The organism is Microbacterium sp. S1037 (assembly GCF_048381605.1).
Classification (GTDB): Bacteria; Actinomycetota; Actinomycetes; order Actinomycetales; family Microbacteriaceae; genus Microbacterium; species Microbacterium testaceum_B.
Window position 1 is genome coordinate 1326217 of record NZ_JBLWIG010000001.1, and the last position, 12036, is coordinate 1338252.

The following is a 12036-nucleotide window of genomic DNA, read 5'->3' on the forward strand; positions in this document are numbered from 1 at the left end:
GGTGCTTACGCACGCACGGCCTCCGTGTGGAGTAGAGGGTGGTGGGCACGGTGGCGGGGTGCTTACGCACGGGCGGCCTCGCGGAGGGTGTCGCCCGCGGTGAGCTTGCGCAGCGTGAGACCCTTCGGGGACTCGACGAACCCGGCGGAGCGCAGCGCGCGGCCGACCGCCGTGCCGTAGACGAACTCGCCGTTGACCTGCTCGACGGTCAGCGTCTCGAGCCGACGACGCTTCGCCGTCTCGGCGAGGTCGGTGGCGGCCGCGGCCAGCCGCGTTTCGTCGTCGGTGAAGGCCAGGGCGGTGCGGCCCCCGCGCTCCAGGTACAGGGTCAGTTCTCCGTCGACGAGCACGACAACTCCGCCCGCTTTGCGACCGGGGCGATGGGTGACGCCCTCGAGGGCCGGCCAGCCGAGAGCGGCGCCGTACGGGTTCGCGGGGTCGGTCGCCGCGAGCGTCACCGTGCGCAGGGGAGGAGGGTCGGCGACGGCGGCGAACTCGCGGAGCCGGTCGACCGTCGCGGAGGCGGCGAACTGGGCCGCCCCGAGCTTCTCGATGACGTATCCGCGACGGCAGTGCCCCGCCTCCTCGAACCCGGCCAGGATCCGGTAGACCTGGGCGAATCCGCCCGGGACTCCCTCGGACTGCACGGCCCCCCGGGTCACGACGCCGTAGCGGTCGAGGAGCAGGCTCGCCGTCGCCGTCGCGCGGGCGGCGGCATCGGCTTCCCGCTCGGGGAGAAGCGACCAACGCCCGCCGAGCGACGGCGGTCGCGGAGCCGACGTCGCCCGCGGCATCGCGGCCCCTCGATACATGCGGGCGCGCGGCGCGCGACGGGCGACGCGGTGTGATTGTCCACCGCCGCTGAGGAGCGTCCGCACGGGGGCGAACGTGTCGTTCGTGACGCGCCCCGCCCAGGTGAGCGCCCAGAGGGCATCGTTGACGGACTGCTCGTTCTCGGCCCCGGCGAGCTGTTTGAGCTGCGCGGCGAAGTACGCCCCGCCGCCTTCGAGTGCGCCGAGGATGCGGGCCTCGAGCGAGTCGGGAGCCGGGTCGTCGGGATCGTCGGGATCTTGCAGGGTGAACGGCGCCGCCTCGGCCGGGTGGAGCGCGATCCATCCGTCGCGGCCCGGAAGGGTGCCGTGCCCCGACCACACCACCTCGCCCGTGGCGGTGAGCTCGTCGAGCAGCGCGGGGGAGTAGTCGCGGACGCGCGAGGGCAGCACGAGCGACTCCCACGCGCTCGCCGGGATCGGCACTCCGGCGAGCTGCTCGATGACCGCGAGCACCCCGTCGATGCCCTCGAGGGGCCGCCCCAGGTGCTGCCACACGGGAAGGAACCGCGCGTAGGCCGCGGGCGGGACGGGCTCGACGCTGCCGCGGATCGCGGCGAGCGAGCGCATGCGCAGACGACGGAGGACCTCGACGTCGCACCACTCGGTCTCGTCGCCGCGGCTGCCCCCCGATGCCTCGGGCAGGAAGAACCCGCTCGCCAGCCGTCCCTGTGACTCGAGCCGTTGCAGCGTCAACCGGGCGACCGCGATGCCGACGCCCAGTCGCTCCGCGACCGCGTCGGTGGTGAACGGCGCGTGCGTGCGGGCGTAGCGGGCGACCAGATCGCCGAGCGGATCGGCGAGCGGTTCGAGGAACGCGTTCGGGATGCCGACCGGCAGCGCCGCGCCGAGGGCATCGCGGAGTCTCCCGGCGTCTTCGATCCCGGCGACGCGCGAGACGCCGCCGATCGTGACGCGGATCGCGCGGCGATCGTCGACGAGGGTGGCGAGATGCCGCTCGGCCTCGGCGAGGGCATCGGTCTCGGCGTCGAGGCGCGCCGCGACCTCGGTCGCGTCGAGCGGACCGAGGATGCGCAGGAGGTCGGCCACGCCCTCGACCCCGCGCGCGCGGCGGTCGGGGTCGAGGCGCTGCGCTTCGCGCTCGAACTGCGCGATGACCTCGGGGTCGAGGAGTTCGCGCATCTCGACCTTGCCGAGCAGTTCGCTCAGCAGCGCCGGGTCGACCGAGAGCGCCGCTGCGCGTCGCTCGGCGAGAGGCGAGTCACCCTCGTACATGAAGGCGCCGACGTACCCGAAGAGCAGGTCGCGGGCGTACGGCGAGGGCTGCGAGGTGGTGATCTCGACGAGCCGGATGCGCCGCTCGCCGATCTGCCTGGTCACCCGCAGGAGCGCGGGGAGGTCGTAGACGTCTTGCAGCACCTCGCGCAGCGTCTCGAGGATGATCGGGAACGCCGGATGCGGCTTCGCGACCTCGAGCAGCTGGGCGGACCGTTGCCGCTGCTGCCACAGCGGCGAACGGCGGTTCGGGTTGAGGCGCGGAAGCAGGAGCGCCCGCGCCGCGCACTCGCGGAAGCGCGAGGCGAACAGCGCCGATCCGCCGACTTCGTCGGTGACGATCTGCTCGAGTTCATCGGGTTCGAAGACGAAGAGGTCGGCTCCGGGCGGTTCGGCGGCAGCATCGGGAACCCGGGCGATGATCCCGTCATCGCTCGCGACGGCGGCCCCCTCGACACCGAGCCGCTCGCGGATGCGCGCGTTCACCGCGAGGGCCCAGGGGGAATGCACCTGCATGCCGTAGGGGGAGTGCAGGATGATGCGCCAGTCGCCGACCTCGTCGCGGCTGCGCTCGACGGTCAGCGTCCGGTCGGTGGGGAGGCTGCCGGTGGCCTCGCGCTGCTCGGCGAGATACGACAGCAGGTTCGTGATCGCGTTGTCGTCGAGTCCCGATTCGCGCAGGCGCTCCTCGGCCTTGGCCTGGTCGGCGCCCGCCAGGTCGCGCGAGAACTTTCCCAGCGCTTCACCCAGCTCGGCGGGGCGGCCGATGCCGTCGCCGTGCCAGAACGGCAGCTTGCCGGGCTGCCCGAACGCCGGCAGCACGTTGACACGGTCGTGCGTGATCTCGACGATGCGCCAGCTGGTGGTGCCGAGCGTGAAGACGTCGTTGACGCGGGACTCGTAGACCATCTCTTCGTCGAGCTCGCCGACGCGGGCGTTCTGCGATTCACCCGCCACGAACACGCCGAAGAGCCCGCGATCGGGGATCGTTCCTCCGCTGGTCACCGCGATGCGTTGGGCTCCCGGTCGCCCGGTGAGGGTCCCCGCGTCGCGGTCCCAGACCAGGCGGGGGCGCAGCTCGGCGAACTCGTCGGACGGGTAGCGCCCCGCGAGCAGGTCGAGCGTGGCCTCATAGGCCGAGCGGGGGAGTGAGCGGAAGGGCGCGCTGCGCTTGACGGTATCGAACCACTCCTCGACGTCGATCGAGCCCAGGGCGGCGGCCGCGACGGTCTGCTGGGCGAGGATGTCGAGCGGATTCTGCGGCACAGCGATCGCCTCGATCCGGCCGGCGAGCATGCGCTCGGTGACCACCGCCGTGTGGAGCACGTCGCTGCGATGCTTCGGGAAGAGAGCGGCGCGGCTGACCTCGCCGACCTGGTGCCCGGCGCGTCCCACACGCTGGAGACCGGATGCCGCGCTCGGGGGCGCCTCGACCTGGATGACGAGGTCGACCGCGCCCATGTCGATCCCGAGCTCGAGGCTGCTCGTCGCCACCACGCAGCGCAGCGCGCCCGACTTCAGTTCGTCCTCGACCTGGGCGCGCTGCTCCTTGGAGACCGAGCCGTGGTGGGCTTTCGCGAGGATCGCGGAGACGCCCGCGGACGACCCCGCCTGCGCCATCATGGCCGCCGGCACGGTCGGCTCGGGCACGTCGATGCCGACGCGTTCGGCGTAGATCTCGTTGAGGCGCCCGGTGAGCCGCTCGGCCAGGCGCCGGGAGTTCGCGAACACGATCGTCGAGCGGCGTTCGAGGATGCGGTCGACGATCGCCTCCTCGACGTGCGGCCACACCGAGCCGGCCATCTCGGTGCTCTCGGGGCGCTCGGAGAACCACTCGCCGTCGGTCGCCTCGTCGGGGTCGGGCGAACCCGGGGGCGGGGGAGGGTTGAGCATGTCTTCGATCGGCACGACGACCGACAGGTCGAACGCCTTCGTCGCCTTCGGCGCCACGATGTCGACGGGCTGAGCGCCGCCGAGGAACCGAGCGACCTCGTCGATCGGTCGCACCGTGGCCGAGAGGCCGATGCGCTGCGCGGGCTTCTCGAGGAGCGCATCCAGCCGCTCGAGGCTCACCGCCAGGTGGGCGCCGCGCTTGGTGGCCGCCACGGCGTGCACCTCGTCGATGATGACGGTGTGCACGCCGCGGAGCGTCTCGGCGGCCTGGCTCGTCAGCATGAGGTACAGCGACTCGGGCGTCGTGATGAGGATGTCGGGCGGGTCGGTGACGAGCTTTCGACGGTCGCTCGAACTCGTGTCGCCGGAGCGCACGCCCACGGTCACGCCGGGGACCTGGATGCCGAGGCGCCGGGCCGACTGCCCGATCCCGACGAGCGGCGACCGGAGGTTCCGCTCGACGTCGACGCCGAGGGCCTTGAGCGGTGAGATGTAGAGGACGCGCGTGTTGGTCGCCGGGGTCTTCGGGGCGGCCTTCTTGCCGCGGCGCGGGGGCTCGGCATCCGGAGTCTCAGGCGCCTTCTCGCGGAAGATCCGATCGATCGCGAAGAGGAAGGCCGAGAGGGTCTTGCCGGAGCCGGTGGGCGCGACGACGAGCGCGTTGCGCCCGGACGACACCGATTCCCACGCGCCTTTCTGGGCATTGGTCGGGGCCGAGAACGCACCGCGGAACCAGTCCTGCGTCGCAGGACCAAATCTGTCGAGGACGTCAGCCATGCCGACATCCTCTCTCGGACCTCCGACATCGGGTCGGGGTTGACGTTCGCCCGCCGCGGACGGCGGTTCCTCCGCCCGGCGGAAGCGTCTCCGTCCCCGGGCGGAGGCGGTCTCCACCGGCGCTGTCTAGCGTGGGGACATGAACAGCGCATCGTCGTCCCCGCGGGCCGCCGTCGCGGTCGTGTCCGTCTCCGTCCTGCTCGGCCTCGCCATCGGTGCCGCCCTGTGGCTCGGCTCGCAGAACCTCCTCATGGGCGCCACGATCGGTGGCATCCTGGCCCTGCTCTTCGGTGGTTTCGCGGTCTTCGCGGTACGCGCGGCGGCGTCCTCGCCCGGCGGCTCCGGCACCGACGCGGGTGCCGTGGTCATCGGCGGCGGGGGCTGCGGCGACGGCGGCGGTGGAGGCGGCGATGGCGCCTGTTGAGGTCACGGCGCGCGCTCGACGAGCCTCCCGTCCTCCAGCTCCAGAAGGAGATCCAGCCCGAGGCGCGCGAGGAACGCGTCGTCGTGGCTGACCACGAGCACCGCCCCGCGGTACGCCTGCAGCGCTGAGACCACCTGGTCGATCGTGTCGAGGTCGAGGTTGTTCGTCGGCTCGTCGAGAACGAGGAGCTGCGGCGGCGGATCGGCCAGCAGCAGCCGGGCGAGGGCGACGCGGAAGCGCTCGCCGCCGGACAGCGATCCGAGGGGGCGCGTGACCGCGTCTCCACGGACGAGGAAGCGGGCGAGTCGATCGCGCACCGCCGCGACGGGAACGTCCGGCGCCGCCGCGCAGACCGTGTCGAGGACGGATGCCGCGTCGTCGAGACCGTCGAGACGCTGGGGGAGGTAGCCGACGTGCTCCACGCTCGCTCGAGCGTGGACCGCAGCCTCCGTGCCGTGCACGATGCTCTGCAGCAGCGTCGTCTTCCCGGTACCGTTCCGCCCCACCAGGGCGACCCGCTCGCGTCCGGTGACGATCCACTCGCGCTCGCCGTCGCCCAGGGTCAGGACGCGCCGACCGGGCGCGTTGCCCGGATCGGGCAGATCGATGCGCACCACGTCGTCATCGCGGACGCGCGCCGACGCCTCGTTCAAGGCCGCGCGCGCGGCATCCTCCTTGCCCTTCATCTCCGAGCTCAATCGGCCCGCGCTCACCTGCGCCGCGTTGGCGCGTCCTCCCGCGATGATTTTCGGAACCCGCTTCTCGACCTGCGCCTTGTGCGCGACGCGGGCGCGGGTGGCGAGCTTGTCGTACGACTCGATGCGTTGCCGTCGCTCGCGGCGGAGGCTCTGCGCGGCGTCGCGCTCGGCGCGGACAGCGGCTTCCTGCTCCGCGTCGCGGTGCGCTCTCCAGACGCTGTACGGACCGCCGACGACGCTGAGGGTGTGGCCGTACAGCTCGGCGGTGGCATCCATCAGCTCCAGCAGGCTCACGTCGTGACTCACCACGACGAGGGTGCCGGGCCACGCCTGCACGAGTTCGCTCACCCGCGCGCGGGCCTCGCGGTCGAGGTCGTTCGTCGGCTCGTCGAGCAGCGTGATGTCCGCCGCTCGGGCGCGCAGCCCGACGAGCGCGGCCAGCATCGTCTCACCGCCGGAAAGCTCGCCGACGGTGCGATCCAGCGCGTCGGACGCCACACCGGCCTCTGCGAGCAGGGCGTGAGCGCGTGTCTCGACGTCCCAGTCGTCGCCGACGGCGTCGAAGTGGTGCGGAGCGACGTCGCCCGACTCGATCGCGCGGAGGGCGGTCAGCGCCTTCTCGACCCCGAGGAGCGAGGAGACCGGTCGGCGCGGATCGGCTGCCAGACGCTGGGGGAGCATCGCGACCTCACCGGATGCCGAGACCGAGCCGGACGTCGGGGTGATGTGCCCCGCGGCGAGACGGAGGAGCGTGGACTTGCCGGCGCCGTTGCGGCCGACGAGACCCGTGCGCCCGCGGCCGAGCGCGCCCGAGACGCCGTCGAGGGCGACGGTTCCGTCGGGCCACTCGAGGCGGACGTGGTCGAAGACGAGGGAGGGGGACGGTGAAGACATGACGGAACTCCGGGAACGCGGGATGCGCGGACGCCGGACCCGTCCGCATCAGCGGAGGGATGCCGAGAAACGGCGGGTCGACGGGTCAGCGCGCGGACAGGGGCGCGGAAGCGTCGACGTTCTTCACCGGAGGAGACCTCGTTCTCGGGGACAGGGCTGTCCACGATAGCCGACCCGGGAGTCATGCGGAACCCCACCGCTGTCGGTCGCCGTGGTTAGTCTGTCGGCGTGGTTGCTTCCTCCCCCCTGGACCGCCGGAAAGCCGAAGAAAGGCGGCGTCGACTCCTCTTCGCGTGGGCGGTGACGTTCCCCGCCTGGGTGATCGTGTTCGTCGTCGTCGGTGTCTTCCTCGGCGATGCCGTGGGCGGTCTCCGCACCGGGGCGCTCTTCGGCGCGGTGATGGGCGGGCTGGGCTCGATCCCGCGCGGACGGGGCGGAGGCTCGGTCTCGTCGTCGAACTATGTCGACAGCGGCTTCGCGTCGGACGCCTCGTGCGGCGACAACGGCGGCGGAGGGGACGGTTCGCACTGCTGAGTCAGTCCGCGGCCGCGCGGTCGGCGAGGCGCGCGTCGAGGAACGCGCGGACGTCGTCGAGCTCGTCCTGCGAGATCGAGTGCGTGAGCCCCGGGTAGACCCGGCCGCTCAGCTCGCTGTGTCCGGGAAGCCACTGCGCCGTCGCGTCGATCAGGTGCGCGGGGATGACGTCGTCGGCCGCGCCCCGCCCCCAGAACACCGGGGGCCGTCGCTCGGCGAGGACCGCGTCGCCCGGCAGCTCACCGCCGGCCGCATAGCCGGCCAGCACGACCGCGAACGACACCGCGTCGGGGTCGGCGCGCAGCGTCTGGAGCGCGACGGCGCCGCCCTGTGAGAAGCCGAGGAGTCCCACGGGGGCGTCGCCGACGGCATCCTGAATCCACGCCAGCACGGATCGCGCCGCGCGGGTGACGGCGTCGGGGTCGCGTCCGTCGAGGCCCTCGATCGGATACCACGAGGCTCCCGGCATCGGCCACGGCGGCGCGAGCGGAGCGCGGACGCTCGCGACCACGAACTCGGACGGAAGATACGGCACGAGACCGAAGAGATCGTGCTCGTCGGAGCCGTAGCCGTGCAGCAGGAGCAGGACCGGCCGATCCCCGCGCTCGGCCGGGGGCACCGACCACCGCACGAGGGAGGAGTCGAGAGAGAGGGGCGCGCTCATGCGGCCATTGTGGCAAAGGCCTCCGACATCGGGCGCGGGCAGCGGGCCGTGACATCGAGCCTCGACGGCGAACCCCGCCGGCGGGGAAGCGGGTCCCGGCGGGGGTGGTTCCGGGAGGGGACGCCGCTCCGACGCCGGATTTCCTCCCCTCCGGGCTGCGGAACCCGCCTCGCCCTCCGCGGACACGCGGCATCGGGAGCGGTCGATTGATATACAGGGAGCATGGCTGTCCGCACACCCGACCCCGAGCCCGGCGACAACGGCGGGGAGCGCGAGCCGCTGTCCGGCCCCTTCTCGGGCGCCCCCAGCGGTCCGAACACCAACCCGGGCTGGCTCAGCGAGGTCGAGCTGGCCGAGGCGCGGCGACGACTCCCGATGCTCTACGTCGAGGCGCTCCCGGTGCGCACCGACGGGATGGGCATGGTGACGCAGGTCGGGATCCTGCTGCGCGCGACGCCGCTCGGAGAGATGACGCGCACCCTCGTCTCGGGGCGCGTGCGCTACGGCGAGACGGTGCGCGACGCGCTGTTCCGGCACGTCGAGAACGACCTCGGACCGATGGCCTTCCCGCTCCTCCCGCCGCAGCCGGCGCCGTTCACGGTGGCCGAGTACTTCCCGCTTCCGGGTGTCAGCGCGTTCCACGACGACCGGCAGCACGCCGTCGCGCTCGCGTTCGTCGTGCCCGTCACCGGCACGTGCGAACCGCGCCAGGACGCGCTCGAGGTCACGTGGCTGTCGCCCGAGGAGGCGGCATCCGACGCTCTCGCCGCCGAGATGGAGGGCGGTCGCGGCACCCTCGTGCGTCAGGCGCTCGCCTCGGTGGGCGCGCTGCGCTGACCTTTGCCGGTGTCGGAGGCCCTGTCTAGGGTCGGAGGATGCCGATCACCGAACCTGCTCCGCTGCTCCTGCCCACGGACGCCGCCGGGTGGACGAGCTTCGTCACCGACCGTCCCGCCACCCGTCGCGCGCGTATCGACGCGATCGACGCCCGTCTCGCGACGGCGGACGATCTGCCCACCGCCGAGCGGCTGGAGCTCTGGAACGACGCCGACATCGCCTTCGCCGAAGCGTTGTCCGAGGCGCACCTGCTGAGCGAGTCGCATCCGGATGCCGAGATCCGTCGCCTCGCCGAAGAACAGGTCCAGCAGTTCGAGGCCCTTCAGGCTCGGCGTCTGCTGGACCGGGGGCTGTGGAGGGCGTTCGCCGAGGCCGATGAGACCGGCCTCGGCGACGACGAGCTGCGGCTCCTCACGCACATCCGTCGCGACTTCCGGCGGGGTGGTGTCGATCTCGACGATGCAGCGCGCGAGCGCGTCCGCGAGCTGAGCGACCGCGACACCGAGTTGTCGTTGACGTTCTCGCGCCACATCCGTGAGGGCAGACGCGAGATCCGGGTGCCGGCGACCGCCCTCGACGGCTTGCCCGCTGACTTCGTCGCCGATCATCCGGTCGACGACGAGGGGAAGGTGACGTTGACGACCGAGTACACCGACCTCATGCCGGTGCGGGAATACGCCCGCGATCGCTCCACGCGCCATGCGCTGGTCGCCGCCTACAACGACCTGGCCTGGCCCGAGAACGAGCCCGTGCTCGCCGAGTTGCTGGCTGTGCGAGCGGAACGCGCCGCGCTGCTCGGATACGGCGACTGGGCCGATTACGAGACCGAGACGCGCATGATCGGATCGAGCGCCGCCGTCGACGCGTTCCTGACGCGCGTGGCCGATGCGGCGGCGCCCGCGGCAGCGGTCGAGTACGACCGCATCCTCGAGCGGCTGCGCCGTGACGACCCGTCCGCTGAGGCCGTCACGATCGCTGACTTCTGGTACCTGTTGAGCGCCCTGAAGCGCGAGGAGTACGACGTCGACGCGCAGGTCGTGCGGTCCTACTTCCGGTTCGATCGCACGCTGGACGGCGTGCTCGAGACGACCGCGCGTTTGCTCGATGTCTCGTACGTGCCCGTCGACGCCCCGTCGTGGCATGACGACGTGCGCACCTACGACGTCGTGCGCGGCGACGAGCGGCTCGGCCGCATCCACCTCGATCTCCACCCGCGCGATGGAAAGTACAACCACGCCGCGTGCTTCCCGCTCGCGCCCGGGATATCCGGCCGATCCCTCCCCGAGGGCGTCCTGCTCTGCAATTTCTCACGCGGCCTGCTCGAGCACGACGAGGTCGTCACCTTCTTCCACGAGTTCGGTCACCTCGTGCACGAGATCATCGGGGGCCACCAGCGGTGGGCACGGTTCACCGGCGTCGCGACCGAGTGGGACTTCGTCGAGGCGCCGAGCCAGCTGCTCGAGGAGTGGGCCTGGGATGCCGGGGTGCTGGCATCCTTCGCCCTGAACGATGCCGGAGAACCGATCCCCGCCGATCTCGTCGCCCGCATGTGGACGGCCGACGCGTTCGGCCGTGCGCTCGAGGTGACACGCCAGCTCGGGCACGCGACGACGTCGTACCGCCTGCACGTCGAGCGCCCGTCCGATCTGCGGAGCGCCGTCGACGGCTACTACCGGGCGGCCAGCCCCGTGACGCCCCTCGACGGGTCGCACTCTTATGCCGGTTTCGGCCACCTGACCGGATACGGCGCGTGCTACTACACCTACCAGTGGAGCCTCGTGATCGCGCGCGATCTGCTCTCGGCCTTCGGCGACGACCTGTTCGACGCCGAGACCGCCGAGCGGTACCGCCGCGAGATCCTCGAGCCGGGCGGCTCGCGCGACGCGCGCGACCTCGTCACCGCTTTCCTCGGGCGAGAGAGCACCTTCGACGCCTACCGCGACTGGCTCGCGGGTTCCTGAGGCGGTGAGGGCCGTGGCATCGGGGTTCGGATGCCACGGCCACTGGCTCGGGTGCGCGGCCTCCGCGCCCGGATCGGGCGGTCGGCTCGGGCTCGGTTCGGTCCCGGGCGGGTCGCGTCAGGCCGACGTCTCGCGGGCGATCGCCGCGATGAAGGCGTCGATGTCGCTCTCGGTGGTGTCGAACGAGCACATCCAGCGCACCTCGCGGCGCAACTCGTCCCAATCGTAGAAACGGAAGCTCTCGCGCAGACGATCGGCGACACCCGCGGGAAGCGTCGCGAACACGCCGTTCGCCTGGGTCGGCTGGGTGAATTCGACGCCCCGGATCGACCCGTCGGCGAGACCCGCCTCGACACCGGCGCGCAGGCGCTGCGCCATGGCGTTCGAGTGGCGCGCGTTGTGCAGCCACAGGTCGTTCTCGAGCAGGGCGACGAGCTGCGCCGAGACGAAGCGCATCTTGCTCGAGAGCTGCATGTCGAGCTTTCGCAGGTAGGTGAGCCCGGTGGATGCCGCAGGGTCGAGCACGACGATCGCCTCGCCGATCATGGCGCCGTTCTTCGTCCCGCCGAAGCTCAGCACGTCCACACCCGCGTCGCGCGTGAAGGTCCGCAGCGGCACGTCGAGGGCGGCCGCGGCATTGGAGATGCGAGCGCCGTCCATGTGCAGGCGCATGCCGTGCCCGTGGGCGTGGTCGGCCAGGGCGCGGATCTCGTCGACCGTGTACAGCGTGCCGAGCTCGGTCGACTGCGTGATCGAGACGACGAGCGGCTGCGCGCGGTGCTCGTCGCCCCATCCCCAGGCCTCGCGATCGACGAGATCAGGGGTGAGTTTCCCGTCGTCGGTGGGGACGGTCAGCAGCTTGATGCCGCCGACGCGCTCGGGGGCGCCGCCCTCGTCCACGTTGATGTGGGCGGTGGAGGCCGAGATCACGGCGCCCCAGCGCGGCAGCATCGACTGCAGCCCGACGACGTTCGCTCCCGTGCCGTTGAAGACCGGATAGGCCTCGACCCCCTCGCCGAGGAGCCCGACGAAGAGCTCCTGCAGGCGAGCGGTGTAGACGTCTTCGCCGTAGGCGACCTGGTGGCCCTCGTTGGCCGCGGCGATCGCGGCGAGGACGTCGGGGTGGATGCCGGAGTAGTTGTCGGAGGCGAAACCGCGCACCGACACGTCGTGGAGGGAAGTCACGGTCCCAGCCTAACTTCGGCCTCTTATCCCCAGCCGGGCAGATCGACGAACCATCCCCCGATCGGTGCCGAGGTGCAGCCGTGTGTCGGAGGGCCCGACGAGA

General features: G+C 71.9%; 8 protein-coding genes. 4 read left to right on the top strand and 4 right to left on the bottom strand.

Going from position 1 to position 12036, the window contains the following annotated elements; all coding sequences use genetic code 11:
- Positions 1–62: 62 nt before the first annotated feature.
- Positions 63–4736, bottom strand: coding sequence for an ATP-dependent helicase (locus tag ACMW4R_RS05900; RefSeq protein ID WP_418299416.1), 4674 nt, complete (start codon positions 4734–4736; stop codon positions 63–65).
- Between the two features lie 139 nt (positions 4737–4875).
- Here ACMW4R_RS05900 and ACMW4R_RS05905 point away from each other — a divergent pair, with 139 nt between their 5' ends.
- Positions 4876–5160, top strand: coding sequence for a hypothetical protein (locus tag ACMW4R_RS05905; protein WP_058613893.1), 285 nt, complete (start codon positions 4876–4878; stop codon positions 5158–5160).
- 2 nt (positions 5161–5162) lie between these two features.
- Here ACMW4R_RS05905 and ACMW4R_RS05910 read toward each other — a convergent pair whose 3' ends face one another.
- Positions 5163–6752 (bottom strand): ABC-F family ATP-binding cassette domain-containing protein, encoded by a 1590-nt coding sequence (locus ACMW4R_RS05910; protein ID WP_058626784.1) that lies wholly within the window; start codon positions 6750–6752, stop codon positions 5163–5165.
- 228 nt (positions 6753–6980) lie between these two features.
- Here ACMW4R_RS05910 and ACMW4R_RS05915 point away from each other — a divergent pair, with 228 nt between their 5' ends.
- A complete protein-coding gene (locus tag ACMW4R_RS05915) occupies positions 6981–7286 on the top strand; it encodes a hypothetical protein (RefSeq protein WP_153001411.1) in 306 nt (101 codons plus the stop codon).
- A 1-nt stretch (position 7287) separates the two neighbouring features.
- On the opposite strand, the gene ACMW4R_RS05920 is transcribed toward ACMW4R_RS05915, so the two are convergent.
- Positions 7288–7950, bottom strand: a complete 663-nt coding sequence (locus ACMW4R_RS05920) for an alpha/beta hydrolase (RefSeq protein ID WP_363338001.1) — start codon at positions 7948–7950, stop codon at positions 7288–7290.
- 222 nt (positions 7951–8172) lie between these two features.
- On the opposite strand from ACMW4R_RS05920, the gene ACMW4R_RS05925 reads away from it, so the two are divergent.
- Both ACMW4R_RS05925 and ACMW4R_RS05930 read left to right on the top strand, forming a co-directional pair.
- Positions 8173–8787: an NUDIX hydrolase family protein gene (locus ACMW4R_RS05925; protein WP_058596715.1), complete on the top strand. Its 615-nt coding sequence runs from the start codon at positions 8173–8175 to the stop codon at positions 8785–8787.
- A gap of 38 nt (positions 8788–8825) precedes the next feature.
- Positions 8826–10748, top strand: a complete 1923-nt coding sequence (locus tag ACMW4R_RS05930; protein ID WP_418299417.1) for a M3 family metallopeptidase — start codon at positions 8826–8828, stop codon at positions 10746–10748.
- Positions 10749–10865: 117 nt separating this feature from the next.
- On the opposite strand, the gene ACMW4R_RS05935 is transcribed toward ACMW4R_RS05930, so the two are convergent.
- Positions 10866–11933 carry a threonine aldolase family protein gene (locus ACMW4R_RS05935; protein ID WP_363338005.1) on the bottom strand — a complete coding sequence of 356 codons (1068 nt, stop codon included), beginning with the start codon at positions 11931–11933 and terminating at the stop codon, positions 10866–10868.
- Positions 11934–12036: the final 103 nt, after the last annotated feature.

Coding starts and splice junctions, on each gene's coding strand:
- ACMW4R_RS05925 (WP_058596715.1), top strand. CDS start 8,173: ATGGCTGTCCGCACACCCGACCCCGAGCCCGGCGACAACGGCGGGGAG.
- ACMW4R_RS05910 (WP_058626784.1), bottom strand. CDS start 6,752: ATGTCTTCACCGTCCCCCTCCCTCGTCTTCGACCACGTCCGCCTCGAG.
- ACMW4R_RS05900 (WP_418299416.1), bottom strand. CDS start 4,736: ATGGCTGACGTCCTCGACAGATTTGGTCCTGCGACGCAGGACTGGTTC.
- ACMW4R_RS05920 (WP_363338001.1), bottom strand. CDS start 7,950: ATGAGCGCGCCCCTCTCTCTCGACTCCTCCCTCGTGCGGTGGTCGGTG.
- ACMW4R_RS05905 (WP_058613893.1), top strand. CDS start 4,876: ATGAACAGCGCATCGTCGTCCCCGCGGGCCGCCGTCGCGGTCGTGTCC.
- ACMW4R_RS05930 (WP_418299417.1), top strand. CDS start 8,826: ATGCCGATCACCGAACCTGCTCCGCTGCTCCTGCCCACGGACGCCGCC.